General features: G+C 57.8%; 20 protein-coding genes. 14 read left to right on the top strand and 6 right to left on the bottom strand.

From position 1 onward, the window contains the following. The first annotated feature begins 9 nt into the window (after positions 1-9). Together trpB and trpA are read left to right on the top strand one after the other, a co-directional pair. Positions 10-1203 (top strand): tryptophan synthase subunit beta, encoded by a 1194-nt coding sequence (gene trpB / locus A1WC_RS15340; RefSeq protein WP_012542059.1) that lies wholly within the window; start codon positions 10-12, stop codon positions 1201-1203. Continuing rightward, positions 1203-2012 (top strand): tryptophan synthase subunit alpha, encoded by an 810-nt coding sequence (gene trpA / locus A1WC_RS15345; RefSeq protein ID WP_002901728.1) that lies wholly within the window; start codon positions 1203-1205, stop codon positions 2010-2012. The genes trpB and trpA overlap by 1 nt, the downstream gene beginning before the upstream one ends. A 218-nt stretch (positions 2013-2230) precedes the next feature. Here trpA and A1WC_RS15350 read toward each other — a convergent pair whose 3' ends face one another. Genes A1WC_RS15350 through A1WC_RS15360 form a run of 3 tightly spaced genes read right to left on the bottom strand, consistent with a single transcriptional unit; the run spans position 2231 to position 5906 of the window. Beyond that, positions 2231-3490: a glycerate kinase type-2 family protein gene (locus A1WC_RS15350; protein WP_016160769.1), complete on the bottom strand. Its 1260-nt coding sequence runs from the start codon at positions 3488-3490 to the stop codon at positions 2231-2233. A gap of 2 nt (positions 3491-3492) precedes the next feature. Beyond that, positions 3493-4581 (bottom strand): tartrate dehydrogenase, encoded by a 1089-nt coding sequence (locus A1WC_RS15355; RefSeq protein ID WP_008807772.1) that lies wholly within the window; start codon positions 4579-4581, stop codon positions 3493-3495. 14 nt (positions 4582-4595) lie between these two features. Further along, positions 4596-5906: an MFS transporter gene (locus A1WC_RS15360; protein ID WP_016160768.1), complete on the bottom strand. Its 1311-nt coding sequence runs from the start codon at positions 5904-5906 to the stop codon at positions 4596-4598. A 128-nt stretch (positions 5907-6034) separates the two neighbouring features. On the opposite strand from A1WC_RS15360, the gene A1WC_RS15365 reads away from it, so the two are divergent. Next, positions 6035-6943, top strand: a complete 909-nt coding sequence (locus A1WC_RS15365) for a LysR family transcriptional regulator (protein WP_008807770.1) — start codon at positions 6035-6037, stop codon at positions 6941-6943. A 43-nt stretch (positions 6944-6986) separates the two neighbouring features. On the opposite strand, the gene A1WC_RS15370 is transcribed toward A1WC_RS15365, so the two are convergent. Beyond that, entirely contained in the window at positions 6987-7445 is a 459-nt protein-coding gene (locus tag A1WC_RS15370; protein ID WP_016160767.1) for a MarR family winged helix-turn-helix transcriptional regulator, read from the bottom strand. 74 nt (positions 7446-7519) lie between these two features. Between A1WC_RS15370 and A1WC_RS15375 the strand changes: the two genes are divergently transcribed. The 3 genes from A1WC_RS15375 (at position 7520) to ybiX (ending at position 12180) form a co-directional block, all read left to right on the top strand. Next, the gene (locus tag A1WC_RS15375) at positions 7520-8467 is read left to right on the top strand and encodes a quinone oxidoreductase family protein (RefSeq protein ID WP_016160766.1); all 948 of its coding nucleotides are present in this window, start codon (positions 7520-7522) and stop codon (positions 8465-8467) included. Positions 8468-9168: 701 nt separating this feature from the next. Further along, positions 9169-11454 (top strand): catecholate siderophore receptor Fiu, encoded by a 2286-nt coding sequence (locus A1WC_RS15380; protein ID WP_032691164.1) that lies wholly within the window; start codon positions 9169-9171, stop codon positions 11452-11454. 48 nt (positions 11455-11502) lie between these two features. Next, positions 11503-12180, top strand: a complete 678-nt coding sequence (gene ybiX, locus A1WC_RS15385; protein ID WP_008807765.1) for a PKHD-type hydroxylase YbiX — start codon at positions 11503-11505, stop codon at positions 12178-12180. 84 nt (positions 12181-12264) lie between these two features. Here the strand turns inward: ybiX and ompW are convergent, their stop codons facing one another. Then, positions 12265-12903 carry an outer membrane protein OmpW gene (gene ompW / locus A1WC_RS15390; RefSeq protein WP_012542066.1) on the bottom strand — a complete coding sequence of 213 codons (639 nt, stop codon included), beginning with the start codon at positions 12901-12903 and terminating at the stop codon, positions 12265-12267. A 268-nt stretch (positions 12904-13171) separates the two neighbouring features. Between ompW and A1WC_RS15395 the strand changes: the two genes are divergently transcribed. From A1WC_RS15395 to yciA, 4 genes are all read left to right on the top strand, one after another. Beyond that, entirely contained in the window at positions 13172-13585 is a 414-nt protein-coding gene (locus tag A1WC_RS15395; RefSeq protein ID WP_008807763.1) for a YkgJ family cysteine cluster protein, read from the top strand. Between the two features lie 25 nt (positions 13586-13610). Continuing rightward, positions 13611-14354 (top strand): YciC family protein, encoded by a 744-nt coding sequence (locus tag A1WC_RS15400; RefSeq protein WP_008807762.1) that lies wholly within the window; start codon positions 13611-13613, stop codon positions 14352-14354. Between the two features lie 54 nt (positions 14355-14408). Then, the gene (locus A1WC_RS15405) at positions 14409-14948 is read left to right on the top strand and encodes a septation protein A (protein ID WP_008807761.1); all 540 of its coding nucleotides are present in this window, start codon (positions 14409-14411) and stop codon (positions 14946-14948) included. A gap of 107 nt (positions 14949-15055) precedes the next feature. Then, complete coding sequence (gene yciA, locus A1WC_RS15410; RefSeq protein ID WP_032691163.1) at positions 15056-15454, top strand: acyl-CoA thioester hydrolase YciA; 399 nt, start codon at positions 15056-15058, stop codon at positions 15452-15454. A 29-nt stretch (positions 15455-15483) separates the two neighbouring features. Here the strand turns inward: yciA and A1WC_RS15415 are convergent, their stop codons facing one another. Further along, entirely contained in the window at positions 15484-16020 is a 537-nt protein-coding gene (locus A1WC_RS15415; protein ID WP_008807758.1) for a YniB family protein, read from the bottom strand. Positions 16021-16208: 188 nt separating this feature from the next. Here A1WC_RS15415 and hxpB point away from each other — a divergent pair, with 188 nt between their 5' ends. The 4 genes from hxpB to A1WC_RS15435 all read left to right on the top strand — a co-directional run bounded on the left by hxpB (position 16209) and on the right by A1WC_RS15435 (position 19997). Beyond that, positions 16209-16877, top strand: a complete 669-nt coding sequence (gene hxpB, locus A1WC_RS15420) for a hexitol phosphatase HxpB (protein WP_012968454.1) — start codon at positions 16209-16211, stop codon at positions 16875-16877. Between the two features lie 149 nt (positions 16878-17026). Further along, positions 17027-17788 (top strand): 2-dehydro-3-deoxy-D-gluconate 5-dehydrogenase KduD, encoded by a 762-nt coding sequence (gene kduD, locus A1WC_RS15425; RefSeq protein WP_016160763.1) that lies wholly within the window; start codon positions 17027-17029, stop codon positions 17786-17788. Positions 17789-17879: 91 nt separating this feature from the next. Beyond that, positions 17880-18470, top strand: a complete 591-nt coding sequence (locus A1WC_RS15430; RefSeq protein ID WP_002901611.1) for a metal-dependent hydrolase — start codon at positions 17880-17882, stop codon at positions 18468-18470. A 135-nt stretch (positions 18471-18605) separates the two neighbouring features. After that, positions 18606-19997, top strand: coding sequence for an L-cystine transporter (locus A1WC_RS15435; RefSeq protein ID WP_008807755.1), 1392 nt, complete (start codon positions 18606-18608; stop codon positions 19995-19997). Positions 19998-20030: the final 33 nt, after the last annotated feature.

Below are 20030 nucleotides of genomic sequence, written 5' to 3'. Positions count from 1 at the left end.
GGAGCAATAATGAGCACTTTACTGAACCCCTACTTCGGCGAATTCGGCGGCATGTATGTGCCGCAGATCCTGATGCCCGCCCTGCGCCAGCTGGAAGAAGCCTTTGTCAGCGCGCAGAAGGACCCGGCCTTTCAGGCGGAATTCACCGACCTGCTGAAAAACTACGCCGGGCGTCCGACGGCCCTGACCAAATGCCGGAATCTGACCGAAGGCACCCGCACCACCCTGTACCTGAAACGCGAAGATCTGCTGCACGGCGGCGCGCACAAAACCAACCAGGTGCTGGGCCAGGCCCTGCTGGCCAAACGGATGGGTAAAACCGAAATTATCGCCGAGACCGGCGCCGGTCAGCACGGGGTCGCCTCAGCGCTGGCCAGCGCCCTGCTCGGCCTGAAATGCCGTATCTACATGGGGGCCAAGGACGTCGAGCGCCAGTCGCCGAACGTCTTCCGTATGCGCCTGATGGGTGCCGAGGTGATCCCGGTGCACAGCGGCTCCGCCACGCTGAAAGATGCCTGTAATGAGGCGCTGCGCGACTGGTCTGGTAGCTACGAGAAGGCGCACTATATGCTGGGCACCGCCGCCGGTCCGCATCCGTTCCCGACCATTGTACGTGAATTCCAGCGCATGATTGGCGAAGAGACCAAAGCGCAGATCCTCGAAAAAGAGGGACGTCTGCCGGACGCGGTGATCGCCTGCGTTGGCGGTGGGTCAAACGCCATCGGCATGTTTGCCGACTTTATTGATGAAACCAACGTCGGCCTAATCGGCGTGGAACCGGCCGGGCACGGTATCGAAAGCGGCGAGCACGGCGCGCCGCTGAAGCATGGCCGCGTGGGGATCTACTTCGGTATGAAGTCGCCGATGATGCAAACCGCCGACGGCCAGATCGAAGAGTCTTACTCCATTTCCGCCGGGCTGGACTTCCCGTCCGTTGGGCCGCAGCACGCGTTTCTGAACAGCACCGGTCGCGCTGACTATGTGTCGATCACCGACGACGAAGCGCTGGACGCGTTTAAAGCGCTCTCCCGCCACGAAGGGATTATCCCGGCGCTGGAGTCCTCTCACGCTCTGGCCCACGCGCTGAAGATGATGCGCGAGAACCCGGAAAAAGAGCAGCTGCTGGTGGTTAACCTCTCCGGTCGCGGCGACAAAGACATTTTCACCGTACATGACATCCTGAAAGCGCGAGGGGAAATCTGATGGAACGCTATGAGACGCTGTTTGCCCAACTGAAAAATCGCCAGGAAGGCGCCTTCGTTCCCTTTGTCACCCTCGGCGATCCGGGACCGGAGCAGTCGCTCAAAATTATCGATGCGCTGATCGAAGGCGGCGCCGATGCCCTTGAGCTGGGGATCCCTTTCTCCGACCCGCTGGCGGACGGCCCGACCATCCAGGGCGCGGCCCTGCGCGCCTTCGCCGCGGGAGTGACCCCGGCGCAGTGCTTTGAGATGCTGGCGGCGATCCGCCAGAAGCATCCGACCATCCCAATCGGCCTGCTGATGTACGCCAACCTCGTCTTCAGCCCGGGCATCGATGCGTTCTATGCCCAGTGCGCCCGCGTTGGCGTCGACTCGGTGCTGGTGGCCGACGTGCCGGTGGAAGAGTCCGCCCCGTTCCGCCAGGCGGCGATGCGCCATAACATCGCGCCGATTTTCATCTGCCCGCCCAATGCGGATGACGATTTACTGCGCCAGATTGCTTCTTATGGCCGCGGCTACACCTATCTGCTGTCGCGCGCCGGAGTGACGGGTGCGGAAAATCGCGCCGCACTGCCGCTGCACCACCTGGTGGAGAAGCTGGCGGAATATCACGCCGCGCCGCCGCTGCAGGGCTTTGGTATCTCCGCGCCGGAGCAGGTGAGCGCCGCCATTGACGCCGGGGCCGCCGGGGCTATCTCCGGTTCCGCCATCGTCAAAATCATCGAACGCCACCTCGATGAGCCGCAGACCATGCTCGACGAACTGAAAGCCTTCGTCCAGAGCCTGAAGGCGGCGACCAAAACCGCCTGACCGTTAGCCGCCTGGTATTGCGCCAGGCGGCGATTTCCTCGCGTTACCTTCCCCTCCATGTCATCTTGCACGCCAACACATCAGACGGAACGATGATCGACACCTTGGCGCCAGGCGATGCGCTTTAGCGTGGAAATGGATGGCGGGCGGATACCGAAGATTTGAACAATGTAGAAAGGGAAAAATATCGCTCTCCCTGGCACAGGAGAGCGATACAGTCAGGCAATCAATATTGCCCGAATATCATTGACGTTGGTTAACGTCGGGCCGGTGATCAGCAAATCATTAAGCGCGTGAAAATAGCAGTAACTATCATGGCCATCCAGATATTGCACTGCATTAAGACCGCTCAGCTTGCCGCGCGCAAGCGTATCCGGGAAGACGATCGCACCTGCGGCATCTTCTGTGCCATCAATACCATCGCTATCTCCCGCCATGGCCCAGATACCGTGTTCCCCCTGGAGCGCACAGGCCAGACTGAGTAAAAACTCGGTATTGCGGCCCCCTTTTCCAGGCTGAGTGTTGTTTACTGTCACCGTGGTTTCGCCACCTGACAACAGTACAGCAGGCCCTGAAATCGGGTGACCATACTGCTTCGCCGATTTCGCCATACCGGCCATGACCACCGCCACTTCCCTGCTTTCACCTTCTATCGCATCCCCCAAAATAAGGGGGGTGAGCCCATGTTGTCGTGCGGCCAGCCCCGCCGCCGCTAACGCCATCGCCGGCGTGGCGATAAGCCTGACCTCGCCTGTCGCGGCGTTTTCCACCGGGCCGGCCGGCTGGTTTAGCCGTTCGCTAACGGGCTTCGGGATCGCAATGCCATACCGCTGCAGTACCCGGAGCGCATCACGTGGTGCGCTGTTATCGGCAACGGTGGGGCCAGACGCTACGTCCGTCGGATCATCGCCAGGCACATCGCTGATAATCAGTGATACGATGCGCGCCGGTTGCGCCATGGTCGCCAGCTTTCCGCCTTTCACCGCTGAGAGATGACGACGTACCAGATTCATCTCTTTGATGCTGGCCCCGCTATGGAGCAGGGCCCGGGTGATGGTCTGCTTATCTGCCAGCGTTAACCCCGGGGCGGGCAGCGCCATCAGCGCCGACCCTCCCCCTGAAATCAATGCCAGCACCAGATCATCGGCAGTTAAACCGCGCAGCGTCTCCACAATCAGCATTGCGGCAACCTCGCTCATGGCATCTGATACGGGATGAGCCGCCTCAATAATGCGGATGCGGCCCGCAGGAACCGCGTAACCGTAACGCGTCACCACCACGCCCGACACCGCCACATCCGGCCAGGCTGCATCTACGGCAGCCGCCATTGCCGCGGACGCTTTACCCGCACCGATCACCACACAACGGCCGCGAGGTTTTTCCGGCAGGTTAGCCAGGGTCACCGGCCCGGCGCGGGCACTGTTGACCGCATGTTGAAAGATATCCTGCAGGATCTCTGCAGCCTGTTCGTTATTCATGGTTATGCGGTCTCGGCAATGTCAGCTTTAGCGTCAATGTAGTGCACCACGGCGCGTGTCACCTCCGCGGTATTGGCTGAGCCACCGACATCTGGCGTCAGAATGCCTTTTTCACACACATACTCAATGCTTTCCATAATCAGCGCAGCGGCATGGCGTTCGCCCAGATGTTCAAGCATCTGTACCGCGGTCCAGAAAGTGGCAATGGGGTTCGCAATCCCTTTGCCGGTGATATCGAATGCGGAACCATGGATCGGTTCGAACATGGAAGGGAAGCGGCGTTCAGGATCAATATTCGCGGTCGGCGCTACGCCCAGGCTACCCGCCAGCGCGCCAGCCAGATCGGAAAGGATATCGGCGTGCAGATTGGTGGCAACGATGGTATCCAGGGTCTGGGGATGCAACGTCATACGGTGCGTCATGGCATCGACCAACATTTTGTCCCACTGCACATCCGGGAATTCCTGCGCCACTTCAGCGGCAATCTCATCCCACATCACCATGCCATGGCGCTGGGCGTTGGATTTGGTTACCACGGTCAGCAGTTTACGTGGCCGAGACTGCGCCAGTCTGAAGGCATAGCGCATAATGCGCGTTACCCCAACACGGGTAAAGATTGCCACTTCGGTACCGACTTCTTCAGGTAAACCACGGTGCGCACGGCCGCCGTTACCAGAATATTCACCTTCAGAGTTTTCACGCACGATGACCCAGTCAAGATCGCCCGGCCCGCGGTTGCGCAGCGGTGAAGTGACGCCCGGCAGAATTTTGGTGGGTCGCACATTGGCGTACTGGTCAAAGCCCTGGCAAATAGGCAGCCGCAGGCCCCAGAGTGTGATGTGGTCAGGGACATCCGGTGCCCCCACCGCGCCGAAGTAAATGGCATCGAATGCTTTCAGCATGTTCAGTCCTTCTTCCGGCATCATCACGCCATGTTTTTTGTAATAGTCTGACCCCCAGTCAAAGGTCTCTATATCAAATTTCAGTTGCGGATCGTGGCGCGTCAGCGCGTGCAAGACTTCAATACCTGCCGAAATGACTTCCGGTCCGATACCGTCCGCAGGGATGGCAGCAATTTTGTAGTGACGCATCGTTACTTCTCCAGTTAATGAGTATGAGGATGTGGAAGCTCTGCCGTCGGCGATTTGTTCGCTCTGGCAGAAAGAATCACGACCACGAGGGCCGAGAGCGCCAGCAATCCGGCGACAAAATACAGGCCCCAGCTGTAGCTACCGGTTTGCTCGCGGATCACGCCAATCATCATCGGGCCGACGAAACCGCCGAGGTTGCCGATGGAGTTGATAGCGGCAATGCCAGCGGCCGCAGCCGGGCCGCTGAGGAACAGGGTTGGCATGCTCCACAGAGGGGGTTTTGATGCGCTAATCCCCACAGTGACCAGCGTTAAGGCAAGCATCACGGTAAACAATGTGCTGACGTTACCGGCGTATATCAGTCCGGCCGCCGCCAGCAGGCAGGCGCCAATGACGTGCCAGCTGCGCTCTTTGGTTCGATCGGAATGACGCGCCCAGAGGATCATGGCGATGACGCCGATCACCGCCGGAAAAGCGTTCAGGAAACCAATCTCCAGCGAGGAAGCACCGAAACTGCGAATAATTTGCGGGGACCAGATGCCAAGCGTATACAGCCCGGCGGAGGTACCGAAATAGACCAGCGCCAGCGCCAGGACGCGTATATCCGCCAGTCCCCGCCATGCGCTGGAATGGCTCTGTTTTGCCGCCCGCGCCCGCTCCTCGGCATGCATGGTGTTTTCCAGCCAGGCACGCTCTTGATCAGTCAGCCATTTGGCCTTGGCCGGACGATCCGTCAGGAAGAACAGAACCACAACACCGAGCACCAGCGCCGGCAAAGCTTCCAGTACAAACATCCACTGCCAGCCGGCGTAGCCAAGGAAGCCATGCATCTCCAGCAGTGCGGCCGAAACCGGCGATCCCAGTGCTGTCGACAGGGGAGCTGCGGCCATAAAGATGGCAGTGACCTGCGCACGCCTGGCGGCAGGAAACCAGTAGCTGAGATAGAGAATGATACCCGGGAAGAAACCGGCTTCCGCCACGCCGAGCAGAAAACGCAGAATGTAGAAGCTCGTCGTGCCCTGCACAAAAGCCATGCAGCCAGAGACGAATCCCCAGGTAATCATGACGCGGGCGATCCAGATGCGGGCGCCCACTTTATGAAGAATTAAGTTTGACGGTACCTCAAACAGAAAATAACCCAGGAAGAAAATGCCAGCGCCCAGACCAAAAACGGTGGGTGAAAATCCCAGATCCTGATTCATGGTCAGGGCGGCAAAGCCAATGTTGACGCGGTCCAGGAAGGCAATGAAGTACAGCAGCATGATAAAAGGAATAATGCGCAGGGTAACCTTACGCATCACCTTCTTTTCGAGGTCGTTTTTCATGACGGGATGCTCCATAGTGATGTAGGGTTGTTATCGTTTTGTAATAATCCCAGTATGAAGTTTTGAACCGCTTTATCATCGGCACGGCTTTATATAAATAATTTGTATAATCAGGTTTTGGTGAAAAAATGGATATAAATCAGCTACGTTGCTTTGTGGTATTAGGTGATGAGCTTCACTTTGGCCGGGCTGCCCGTAAACTCGAAATGATGCCTGCGTCACTGAGTCGCTTTATTAAGCTACTGGAAGATGATTTGGGGATCAGGCTACTGAATCGATCGACCCGCAACGTGTCGCTAACACCTGAAGGCGCCGCCTTTTTAAATGAGGCCAAAACGGTCATTGCTGATTTCGATGCGCTACGGCAGCGATTCCGGAAAAATAGCCTGTTGCAGAAAAGAACGTTGCGGATCGGGGCTATCGACAGCGCAGCCAAAGGATTACTTCCTGAATTGCTTAATCTTTTCGTCAGGCGTTTTCCTGAAGCAGATATTCATCTTACAGAAGATAAATCTCACAAACTTATCCCCCGACTCATTTCAGGGTGGCTGGATGTGGTTTTTGTGCGCCCGCCGGAACACATTGATGCCATGCTGACAACGCGATTTATCGCCAATGAAACTTGCGTGCTCGCCGTGCCCACTAACCACCGGCTGGTCAGTTATGATGAAGTCAGTATCGATGACTTTCGGTACGAGCCTGTTATCTTGCCGGAAAGACGCACCCGGCGTCACAGCCATGACCTGACAATGAATATTTTCAAGGAAGGTGGCAGCATGCCTGTTATCGCGCAGTATGCTGAAGAGAAGCAGACTATCCTGAGTTTTGTTGCCGCAGGACTCGGCATTGCTCTGGTGCCTGCGTCCTATAAAGACATGAATGCGGACGGCGTGAAATACCTTGCGCTCACGCCCAAAAAACATATCGAAGGCCTTCCCCTCAGCGCGATGTGGCATCAGGGAAATAACAATATCTATGTACGATCCCTGCTGGAGATACTTTCCGACAACATCGACGAGCTGACCCGTGATTTGTGACGAACAAGATGATTGTTGCGCCAGGGCGGCAGCACGCGAGAATTTAGCTCGGTTGCTGCAAACTGTCGGCGTATTTGCGCGTTAAGCGAAACAGCGCCTGCACTTCATCTTCCGGCCACTGCGCCAGCACCTGATTCATTAACCGCCGCCGCGCTGCCGCAATACTGTCGATCATCTGTTGTCCGCTGGCGCTAAGCGTCACTTCACTGATCCGTCGGTCATGACGGTTAGGTTGCTTACAGGCGAGTCCCTGGGCTTCCAGTTTTTTCACCTGGCGGCTGACGGTGGTGTAATCGCGCCCTAAATGATCCGCCAGCTCAACCACCCCTACCGGGCCATGGCGCCCTACCGCCACCAGCAGCGGAAACAGCATCTGTTCCAGCTGGACGCCGGCCGCCTGGAGGATCTGCTCGTCGCGCAGCGGCTGGTTCATCACGCTGATGATATCCAGTAGCGCGCCGTGAAAATCGGTAATGTCGTAGTCATTATGTGCATCTTGCATATATTAATTTTCCGCGTATAGTGCTGTAAAACAATATGTGTATTTTACACATAATTCCCGACAGGAGATAATTTATGAAAGCAGCCGTGGTTTTTGACCTCGCAGAAGGCCCGGTTTGGGCCGATTTTATCGACCCGCAGCCCGCGCCCGGCCAGACGATCATTGACGTCCGCGCCGCCGCGCTGAGCCATGTGGTTAAGGCCCGCGCATCCGGACGCCATTACAGCTTCGACGGCAATCTGCCCTTTGTGCCCGGTATCGATGGCGTCGGCACCACACCTCAGGGCCAGCGCGTCTATTTCGCCTTCCCCACCGCCCCCTTCGGCAGTATGGCGCAGCAGGCGCCGGTTGCCCTGCAGAGTTGCCTGCCGGTGCCGGATGCGCTCGATGATGTTAGCGCCGCGGCGATGGCCAATCCCGGCATGTCCGCGTGGGCGTCTCTGGTGACTCGCGCCCAGATCCAGGCCGGTGAAACGGTGCTGATTAACGGCGCCACCGGCAGCGCCGGTCAGTTGGCGGTGCAGATTGCCCGCTATCTGGGAGCGAAAAGAATCATTGCAACCGGACGGAATGCGCAGACGCTGGCGGCGCTGGACGCCGATGAGTGTATTCACTTAACCGCTGATGATAAAACCTTGAGCGGGCAATTTTCAGCGACCAGCGCTGCGCAGATTGACGTGGTCATCGATTACCTGTGGGGACACAGCGCGGAAGTGTTATTGCCGGCCCTGGCGAAATATACCCCAGCCGGCAGACCGGTGCGCTATGTGCAGGTGGGGTCCCTGGCTGGCGCCGATATCGCGTTAAATGGCGCAGTTCTGCGTTCCGCACCGCTCGTGCTGATGGGCAGCGGTATCGGTAGCCTGTCGATGCCGCAGCTGCTGGCGGCGACGGGTGAAATGCTGCAGGCGGCGGTGCCGGGTAAATTCACCATCGCCACCACCCCGCGGCCGCTGCAGGAGATCGCGGCGGCCTGGCCGCGGGACGACAGTCAGAAGCGTACGGTTTTCACCCTCGGATAAAAAATCGCTTCCGCACAAAAGATGGGGTTGATATCTTAAATGAGAAATATTATCTTTCTCATTACTGAATAGTTGAGTAAATAACTCAGGTATTCAGTACGACATTGCTCACATTGCTTCCAGTATTTTTGCCCGCACTTGTGCGGGCTTTTTTTTACTGGCGACACACCTCACGCACCTGTTGCCGCAGCCAGCAGTGGCCCGGCGCTTGCTCCAGACGACATACGGCGCGGCATTGTTCTCCGTCACGCGGCGGGAGAACGCTCGCTGGTCGTCCCCCCAATAACGCGGTCGCGGAACAGTGCCTGCAGAGGGATCGGTGGGCCGCTATTTTTCATTACACCAATTTCCAGAACGGCGTTCTCCTCGCGCAGAAGGAGGGCATCTTTTATGCCAAAAACCACGAAGCGCCGGGTTAGCCCTGGCGCCTGTCACCTCGCGGAGCGGCCTGTCACCGGCCTCTTCCAGCCGCTCTTTTGCTTCATCCCCGCCCTTTTCGTTCAAAATTTATGAACTATGTAAATCGCGATGAAGAAATATGTTTAAACGTCAACATTTCTATGTAAATATTAAGGTGAATGATAACTATTCTTTTTATCATTTATAGAATCACACCGGGTCAGCGCAAGCCAGACGACGAAAAACGTCGCTTTTGCGCGGTGTGGTATGTGCTCATAACAAAAAATAAGCCTGCATTTATCATGGAAAAAAACGCTTCTCTGCCGTTTGGCAGTTTCAACTCATTGGCATTGTTTACGGGTCTGTGTCTGGGGGCCTCACCGGCAACGGGCATCGCAGCGGAAAAATCAGTCAAAAATAGTGAAGAGACGCTGGTGGTGGAAGCCACTCCGCCCTCACTCTACTCTCCCGGCGCCTCCGCCGATCCCAAGTTCAATAAACCGCTGGTCGATACCACCCGCACCATCACCGTGATCCCGGAACAGGTGATTAAAGATCAGGGCGTCACCAACCTGACTGACGCCCTCAAAAACGTCCCCGGCGTCGGGGCGTTTTATGCCGGCGAGAATGGCAGTTCAACCACCGGGGATGCCATCTACATGCGCGGCGTGGATACCTCTAACAGCATCTATGTGGACGGCATCCGCGACATCGGCAGTGTGACGCGCGATACCTTCAATACCCAGCAGGTGGAAGTCATCAAAGGACCCGCCGGCACGGACTATGGCCGCAGCGCGCCCTCAGGATCGATCAATATGATCAGCAAGCAGCCGCGCCTTGACTCCGGGATCGACGGTTCGGCCAGCATCGGCAGCGCCTGGTCGCGTCGGGGAACGCTCGACCTGAACCAGGCGTTTAGCGACAGCGCCGCGTTCCGTCTGAACCTGATGGGGGAAAAAACTCATGACGCCGGTCGGGACCGCATTGAAAACGAACGCTATGGCATCGCGCCATCGCTGGCCTTCGGCCTCGATACCCCAACTCGTCTGTATCTGAACTATCTGCACGTCCGGCAGAACAACACCCCGGATGGCGGCATCCCCACCGTCGGCCTGCCGGGCTATTCGGCACCTTCGCCGAAATATGCCGCGCTCAATTCCGCCGGGAAGGTGGATACCAACAATTTCTATGGCACCGACTCCGATTATGATAAATCCACCACCGACAGCGGCACCCTGCGCTTCGAACACGATCTGACGGACAATACCACCGTGCGCAATACCACCCGCTGGTCGCGGGTGAAACAGGAGTATCTTTTGACCGCGGTGATGGGCGGCGCGAGCAATATCACCGCCCCCGATATCAATGACGTCAACACCTGGAGCTGGTCGCGTCTGGTTAATACCAAAGATGTCAGCAACCGCATTCTGACCAACCAGACCAATATCACCTCGACCTTCAATACCGGCTCGATAGGCCATGACGTCAGCGCCGGCGTGGAGTTTACCCGGGAAAACCAGACCAACTATGGCGTTAACGCCATGACCGCGCCGGCGGTGAATCTCTACCATCCGGTGAGCAACCTGTCGATTGGCGGGCTGGACAGAAACGGAGCGAATGCCAACGGCCAGACTGATACCTTCGGGATTTATGCCTTCGATACGCTGACGCTGACCGAACGGTTTGAGGTCAACGGTGGGCTACGTCTCGACAATTATCATACTAAATATGACAGCGCCACCGCCTGCGGCGGCAGCGGACGCGGGGCTATCGCCTGCCCGCCCGGCCAGTCGACGGGCAGCCCGGTCACCACCGTGGATACCGCCAAATCCGGCAATCTGGTTAACTGGAAAGCCGGGGCACTGTACCGCTTAACCGAGCAGGGCAATGTCTACGTCAACTACGCCATCTCACAGCAGCCGCCGGGGGGCAGCAGTTTCGCCCTGGCCGCCAGCGGTAGCGGCAACAGCGCCAACCGAACCGACTTTAAGCCGCAGAAGGCGAAATCCAGCGAGCTGGGCACTAAGTGGCAAATCTTCGACAACCGTCTGCTGCTCAGCGCGGCGTTATTCCGTACCGATATTGAAAACGAAGTGGCCGCCAACGATGACGGAACCTGGTCGCAGTACGGCAAAAAGCGCGTGGAGGGGTATGAACTCTCCGCAACCGGAAACCTGACCCCGGACTGGACGATCATCGCCGGCTACACGCAGCAGCATGCGACAGTGACGGAGGGACAGAACGTAGCGCAGGATGGATCTTCCGCCCTGGCCTACACCCCGAAACATGCCTTTACGCTGTGGACGCAGTATCAGGCCACCAGCGATCTGTCCGTCGGCGGCGGTGTGCGCTATGTCGGAAGCCTGCGCCGGGGCAGCGATGGCGCGGTCGGTACCCCGGATCACACCGAGGGCTACTGGGTCGCCGACGCCAAACTGGGCTATCGGGTCAACAGCAACCTCGATCTGCAGCTCAATATGTACAACCTGTTTGATACCGATTACGTGGCCTCCATCAACAAGAGCGGCTATCGCTATCATCCGGGCGAACCCCGTACCTTTATGCTGACGGCGAACGTCCACTTCTGAGTCTGTGCGTGGGGCCGTTGCGCCCCACCTTTTAGAGAGAACACCGCGATGATGTATCACATTCCTGACGTGCTATCGGCAGACCAGGTGGCGGAATTTACCCGGCAGCTGGCGCAGGCCGAGTGGGTCGACGGACGGGTTACGGTGGGCAGCCAGGGGGCGGCCGTCAAACAGAACCAGCAGATCGATACCCGTACGCCGCTGTATGCCCGCCTGCAAGCCGCCGTGCTCGACGCGCTGCGCGGCCACCCGCAGTTTTTTTCCGCCGCGCTGCCGCGGACGATTTCCGCACCGTTGTTTAACCGCTATGGGCCAGGGGAGACCTACGGTTTTCATGTCGATGGCGCCGTTCGCCAGAACGGCGAGGCGGGCTGGATGCGCACTGACCTGTCAGCGACGCTGTTTCTTTGCGAGCCGGAGAGCTATGAGGGCGGTGAACTGGTGATTGAAGACACCTATGGCCAGCACCGGGTGAAGCTCCCGGCCGGGCATCTGGTGCTCTATCCCGCCAGCAGCCTGCACTGCGTCACCCCGGTTACCCGCGGCGTACGTCAGGCCTCTTTCCTGTGGATCCAGTCGATGGTCCGCGACGATAAGCAGCGCGCGATGCTTTACGACCTGGACCGCACCATCCAGTCTCTGAAGGCCCGCTTTGGCGACGGAGAAGAGGTCCTCTCCCTGCTCAACATGTATCACAACCTACTGCGCCAGTGGACGGAAGTGTGATCCGCTATCGATGGCGAAGGCTTGCGGCAGACAGGTGTGACGTGACAATGAACTGGCCATCCGTTGGCCAGTTTTCAGCAGGATTTAAAATCGATAACCCGCGGAGAACATAAACACCCACGGATCCAGACGGGTGCTGACTTTCTGGTCCACGCCGCCGGCTTTGAATTTCACATCGGTATCGATATCCATGTACCACACCGACATATTCAGCAGCCAGTCACGGTTAATCAGATAATCGAGGCCGACCTGCCCTGCCGCGCCCCAGGAGTCCTTCAGGCTCAGATCGGAAAGCCCGGCCGCCTTGCCGGTATCGTTAAAGTCTTCATTAAAGAAGGTGGTGTAGTTAATACCCGCCCCCACGTACGGGCGCACCTTGCTTTGCGCATCGCCAAAGTACCACTGCGCCATCAGGGTGGGTGGCAACTGATGGACGGTGGCGATAGTCCCGGTTGGCCCGGTGCCGACCTTATGGCGGAACGGCGTTGCCGCCAGCAGCTCCACGCCGATGTTATCGGTGGCCATATAGGTAAAGGTTAAACCCAGTTGGGTGTTGTTACTGACGTTGAAACTGCCAAGGCTGCCTAACACATTGTCAGAGCCCTCCGTCGGTCGGACGGTGGCGGTCCCGGCACGAATGAAAAATTCACCCGCTTCATGCGCCCAGACGCTGCCGGTGGAAAGCGTGCTAAGAATTAATGCCGCCGCTGCTAACTTCTTCATATCCACTTCCTCATTATGGTTTTTCAGCGCGGCCAAATATACCTATAACGAGTTACGTTTGATCTGTTTTAGATCACACTAAAACCTTAGATTTAACATTTATTGATCCAGATTAATTTTTGCTACCGATCGAAACACCCTGAATCCTTCTCACATCAATTTTCACTTTCCGCGAAAAAAATATTTCTCCCCCTCTTGCCGCCGCAAAAGCGGCTGGATAAGTTAACTGCCGACATTCTGTGTTGATGCGTTTTTTTCAGGTGTAATTATGAGTGAAATCAACCCGTGCATGACGTGCGGTGCCTGTTGTGCGTATTTTCGTGTCTCTTTCTACTGGGCGGAAGCCGACGACGCGGGTGGCCTGGTGCCTTCCGCGCTGACCGAGCCGCTGACCCCTTTCCTGCGCTGCATGAGCGGCACCAACCAGCGCCAGAGCCGCTGCGCGGCGCTGTCAGGCGACATCGGTGACGCCGTCCACTGCACTATTTATGAAAACCGTCCCTCACCGTGCCGCGAATTCGCCATGTCCGGTGAGAATGGTGAGGAAAATGACGCCTGCAACCGGGCGCGGGCGCGCTATGGCCTACCGCCATTGCGGCCTCTTTACAAAGATATACCTGCCCTGAATGGTGCAGAGAGTGCTACGAGGGAACGATTTGCGGTACAATCGCCGGCTAGTTAACACCTGCGACACTCAAGGAGAATGCATGTCTATCACGGCGAAGTCCGTCTACCGTGACACCGGGAATTTTTTTCGTAATCAGTTCATTACCATTTTGCTGATTGCGCTGTTGTGCGCGTTTATTACGGTAGTACTTGGCCATGCCTTTTCACCCAGTGACGAGCAGCTGTCGATACTCAGCGAAGGCGATAACCTCGCCGGTAGCGCCGGGCTGTTTGAGCTGGTGCAGAACATGACGCCGGAGCAGCAGCAGGTTCTGCTGCGCGCCTCGGCGGCATCAACCTTCTCGGGTCTGGTGGGCAATGCGATCCTCGCCGGCGGCGTTCTGCTGCTGATCCAGCTGGTCTCCGCCGGTCATCGCGTTAGCGCCCTGCGTGCCATCGGCGCCTCAGCCCCGGTGCTGCCGAAGCTGCTGCTGTTGATCCTCTTCACTACCTTCCTGGTGCAGATGGGGATGATGCTGGTCCTGGTGCCCGGCGTGCTGCTGGCCATCGTGCTGGCCTTTGCGCCGATCATGCTGGTGCAGGACAAAATGGGTATCCTCAGCGCCATGCGCAGCAGCATGCGTCTGGCGTGGGCCAATCTGCGGCTGGTGGCGCCGGCTATCATTGGCTGGCTGGTGGCAAAAACCCTGCTGTTACTGTTCGCTTCCAGCTTTGCTGTCCTGACGCCAAACGTCGGCGCGGTGGTCATCAATACCATCAGCAACCTGATATCCGCCCTGTTGCTGATCTATTTATTCCGCGTGTATATGCTTATCCGCAACTAATCTTAACCAGGATCGGGGTCTTCCCCGGTCCGTCCTGAAAGACGGGATCGATGTATGAAGCAGTTTCTGGATTTTTTACCGCTGGTGGTCTTCTTTGCCTTCTATAAGCTTTACGATATCTACGCCGCCACCACCGCGCTGATCGTCGCGACCGCTATCGTGCTGATCTACAGCTGGGTACGCTACCGTAAAGTCGAAAAAATGGCGCTGATCACCTTTGTGCTGGTGGCCGTCTTCGGCGGGTTAACTCTCTTCTTCCACAATGATGAGTTTATTAAATGGAAGGTGACGGTGATCTATGCCCTGTTCGCTGGCGCGCTGCTGTTCAGCCAGTGGGTGATGAAAAAGCCGTTGATCCAGCGCATGCTGGGCAAAGAGCTGGCCCTGCCGCAGCAGGTCTGGTCGCGGCTTAACCTGGCCTGGGCGGTGTTCTTTATCCTTTGCGGGCTGGCCAATATCTATATCGCCTTCTGGCTGCCGCAGAATATCTGGGTGAACTTCAAGGTCTTTGGCTTAACCGCCCTCACGCTGGTCTTTACCCTGCTGAGCGGGATCTACATCTACCGCCATATGCCGCAGGACGACCACCACTAACTCCCCGGCAGCTTGCGCCCGCCTCTGCGGGCGCTTTCCCCTATTCTCTCCGCCCCGTTTTCATAGTAGCATCCCGCTGATCGTCTTTGACCACAACAGAGTAGAGCATGACAACTACAGATCTTGCCCCGAAGGGCGAAATGGTTTTACGCACCCTGGCGATGCCGGCGGATACCAATGCCAACGGGGATATTTTTGGCGGCTGGCTGATGTCGCAGATGGATATCGGGGGCGCCATCATGGCCAAAGAGATCGCTCAGGGTCGCGTGGTGACCGTGCGCGTGGATGGGATGACCTTTTTACGCCCGGTCACCGTCGGCGACGTGGTGTGCTGCTACGCCCGCTGCGTGAAGCGCGGCAACACCTCGGTGACGATTAACATCGAAGTGTGGGTGAAAAAAGTCTCTTCTGAACCGATTGGCCAGCGCTATAAGGCGACGGAAGCGCTGTTTATCTACGTTGCCGTCGATAATCAGGGTAAACCGCGGGCTCTGCCGGCAGAATAATATGGTGCCCGGCTAACCGGGCACCTGGCTTACAGAAAGCCCAGCAGCGAGAAGAAGAAGTAGCCGATAATAATCACGATCACCGGCAGCACATACAGCGGGAAATATTGCACCAGGATGGTATGGCGCGGTACCACGATCCGCTCAGCGAGCTGCTCACGGGATAACCCTTCTGCGCCTTTGGCCTGCTCGAGGATCAGCTGATCCTCAATCCCCTCGCGAAGAAATTTCGCCTGCCTCGCCATCCGCGCGCCGGAGGCCTGCAGCGCCATGCCGACAAAAACCAGAATGAAGATGATCCAGAAGCCGATGTTCAGGCTGTGGTGGAAATCCGGCAGCGGCGAGTTGTACCAGAAAAAGTTCAGGAACGGCGTGTTAAAGCGCATCATCTCAATCATGACATGCGCAAAATCCATCATTACCGCGTCAATGCCGGGTTTCTTTTCACTGTGCTCATACATAAATTTGAGGACAGAAATCAGCGTCGACAGCACGGCGGGAATAAAGATGACCCATCCCAAAATGCGTTTGATAACCGCTATGCGTCCAGCTTGTTGGTACGTCATGAGTTCCCCTTGTTAAAGACGCGTTGGTGATTCGCCTGCCGCCTGTTGCGTGGCGCAGGCGCTCCTCGCTGACCCGAATGTGTCGGGTATAAGTCTATCTTCCACGGCGAATTTCGCCCAATAACGCGCGGTATGATATACCATGAATGCCGATTCGTTTATCTGATTACGCAACAGGAGAAGGACATATGTCAGCGAAGCGCCGCATTGAGGCCGCGATTTTTGATATGGACGGGTTGCTGATTGACTCTGAGCCGCTCTGGGATCAGGCGGAGGTCGAGGTCATGGAAAGCCTGGGGGTGGATACCCGCCGCCGCGATGAACTGCCCGACCTGCTTGGTCTGCGAATCGACCTTGTGGTGGATCTGTGGTATGCCCAGCAGCCGTGGCACGGCGTCGATCGCGCAGAAGCCACCGCGCGCATTATCCGCCGGGCCATCGAGCTGGTGGAAGCCTCACGCCCGCTGCTACCGGGCGTACGCGAGGCGGTGGCCCTGTGTAAAGCTCAGGGCTTAAAGGTGGGGCTGGCCTCGGCCTCGCCGCTGGTGATGCTGGAGAAAGTGCTCAACATGTTCGAACTGCGCGACCAGTTTGATGCGCTCGCCTCCGCGGAACATCTGCCCTGGAGCAAACCGCACCCGCAGGTATACCTCAACTGCGCCGCTGCCCTGGGAGTCGACCCGCAGCGCTGCGTCGCGCTGGAGGATTCGGTCAACGGCATGATCGCCAGCAAAGCCGCGCGCATGCGCGCTATCGTGGTACCGGAAGCGGAGAACAGCCGCGACCCGCGCTTCGTGCTGGCGGACGTCAAGCTCCCGTCATTGCAGGCCCTGACTGCCGAAGCCCTGCTCGGGTAAGGACGCTGGCGGGTGACGCGATCGCTGTCACGCCGCCGGCAATAAAATCAAAACGTCGTTTCATTTTTATTGTAATTTTGTTTTCCTGCCTCTATGCTGGTCACAGGTGGCGTCATCGTACGCCTGAAGATCAGCTGACAGAGGTGAATATGGTACTGAACGCCTTCGACCTGACGGGTAAGGTCGCCATCGTGACCGGTTGCGATACCGGACTGGGACAGGGAATGACGCTGGGCCTGGCGCAGGCCGGGTGCGATATCGTCGGCATCAACCGTAAAATTCCCCATGACACGGCAGCACAGGTTCAGGCGCTGGGTCGCCGCTTTCATGCCATTCAGGCGGATCTCAGCCGTCAGGATGAGATGAGCGTGCTGGTCGACCAGGCGGTGGCGGCGATGGGTCGGGTCGATATTCTGGTCAATAACGCCGGGATTATCCGCCGCCATGATGCCCTGACCTTCACGGAAAGCGACTGGGACGCGGTGATCGATCTGAATCTCAAAGCGGTTTTCTTTCTCAGCCAGGCGGTCGCCAGGCAGTTCATTCGCCAGGGCGATGGCGGCAAAATCATTAACATCGCCTCGATGCTCTCGTTTCAGGGCGGGATCCGCGTCCCCTCCTACACCGCCTCGAAAAGCGGCGTGCTGGGTTTGACCCGCCTGCTGGCCAACGAATGGGCCGGACAGCGCATCAACGTCAACGCCATTGCGCCGGGATATATGGCCACCAATAACACCCAGGCGCTGCGTGAAGATGAAGAACGTAACCAGGCGATCCTCGATCGCATTCCCGCCGGTCGCTGGGGAGAACCCAAAGACCTGCAGGGGCCGGTGGTGTTTCTCGCCTCGGCTGCCGCCGACTATATTAACGGCTATACGCTGGCCGTTGATGGCGGATGGCTGGCGCGCTGAGAATTTGTGACAAAGAGTTACACCGTCACCTCTTCCGTACACTGTATAAAAACCCTATACTGTATGAATCGACAGTTTAGGGTGTGTTATCATGACGGCGGAAGGCCATCTCTTCTTTTCAATCGCCTGCGCAGTATTTGCCAAAAACGCAGAGTTAACGCCGGTGCTGGCGCAGGGCGACTGGTGGCATATTGTGCCCTCTGCGGTATTGACCTGCCTGCTGCCGGATATCGATCACCCTAAGTCATTTCTCGGCCAACGGCTGAGCTGGATCTCAAAGCCCGTGGCGCGGGCCTTTGGCCACCGCGGCTTCACCCACAGCCTGCTGGCCGTCTTTGGCGCGCTGACGCTATTCTACCTCAAGGTGCCTGACAGCTGGATTGTCCCGGCGGACGCCCTCCAGGGCCTGGTGCTGGGCTATCTCAGCCACATCCTCGCCGATATGCTCACCCCCGCCGGGGTGCCGTTGCTGTGGCCCTGCCGCTGGCGCTTCCGGCTGCCGATCCTCGCGCCGCGCAAGGGTAACCAACTGGAGCGCGCTTTATGCATGGCGCTGTTCGTCTATGCCGTCTGGATGCCGCAGACGCTGGCGGACAACAGCGCAATACGCTGGTCTTCCGGGGTGATCAATTCCCTGCAAATCACCTTCAATCGCTTTATTAGTCACCAGAGTGGCCGATAAACCGTCGGAAAACACCATTTGGTTATAACCCATTCCATTTGAATATAAGTCCTTGATAACGCCTTCTGCTAACCTTGCCGTCATAAGAGCTGGTTATCCACCAGCCCAGGTTATAAAAATATCAGGAGAACGGGGATGAACTTTCCATTAATAGCGAACGTAGTCGTGTTCGCCGTATTACTGTTTGCGCTGGGGCAAACTCGCCATAAACAGTGGAGCCTGGCCAGGAAAGTGCTGGTTGGTCTGGCCATTGGTGTGGTCTTTGGGCTGGCGCTGCAGCTGATCTACGGGTCTGACAGCCAGGTGCTGAAGGATTCCATCCAGTGGTTCAATATCGTCGGTAATGGCTATGTCCAGCTGCTGCAAATGATTGTGATGCCGCTGGTCTTCGCCTCGATCCTGAGCGCGGTGGCCCGGCTGCATAATGCCTCTCAGCTGGGAAAAATCAGCTTCCTGAGCATCGGCACTCTGCTGTTCACCACGCTTATCGCTGCGCTGGTTGGCGTGCTGGTGACCAATATGTTCGGCCTCACCGCCGAGGGTCTGGTCCAGGGCAGCGCAGAAACCGCCCGTCTGAACGCCATCCAGAGCAACTATGTGGGGAAAGTGGCCGATCTCAGCGTACCGCAGCTGATCCTTTCCTTTGTGCCGAAGAACCCGTTTGCTGACCTGACCGGGGCTAACCCGACCTCCATCATCAGTATCGTCATTTTCTCGGCATTCCTCGGCGTGGCAGCGCTTAAGCTGCTGAAAGAGGATGTGGAAAAAGGCCAGCGCGTGCTGACGGCCATCGATACCCTGCAGGGCTGGGTGATGAAGCTGGTTCGTCTGGTGATGCAGCTGACCCCTTACGGCGTACTGGCCCTGATGACCAAAGTGGTTGCCGGGTCGAATCTGCAGGACATCATCAAACTTGGCGGCTTCGTGGTAGCTTCGTACATTGCGCTGGGCATTATGTTTGTCGTCCACGGCCTGCTGCTGGCGATTAACGGCATCAGCCCGCTGAAGTACTTCCGTAAAGTCTGGCCGGTGATCACCTTCGCCTTCACCAGCCGCTCCAGCGCCGCGTCGATTCCGCTGAACGTGGAAGCGCAGACCCGACGCCTGGGCGTACCGGAGTCGATTGCCAGCTTCTCCGCCTCCTTTGGCGCCACCATCGGCCAGAACGGCTGCGCCGGTATCTACCCGGCCATGCTGGCAGTCATGGTCGCGCCGACCGTGGGCATTAACCCGCTGGATCCGATGTGGATTGCCACCCTCGTGGGCATCGTCACCGTCAGCTCGGCGGGCGTCGCCGGGGTGGGCGGCGGGGCCACCTTCGCCGCGCTAATCGTTCTGCCGGCGATGGGCCTGCCGGTGACCCTGGTAGCGCTGCTGATCTCCGTCGAACCGCTGATCGACATGGGGCGTACCGCGCTGAACGTTAACGGCTCAATGACCGCCGGGACCCTGACCAGCCAGTGGCTGCGCCAGACCGACAAGTCGATTTTCGATAGCGAAGAAGAGGCCGAACTGGCGCATCGCTAAACGGTAAGCACAAAAAAACCGCTGATTATCAGC

It is taken from the genome of Klebsiella sp. KTE92 (assembly GCF_000398905.1).
Lineage (GTDB): Bacteria > Pseudomonadota > Gammaproteobacteria > Enterobacterales > Enterobacteriaceae > Klebsiella > Klebsiella variicola.
The sequence above is the reverse complement of the archived record's forward strand: the minus strand, read 5'-3'. Positions and strand labels throughout refer to the sequence as shown.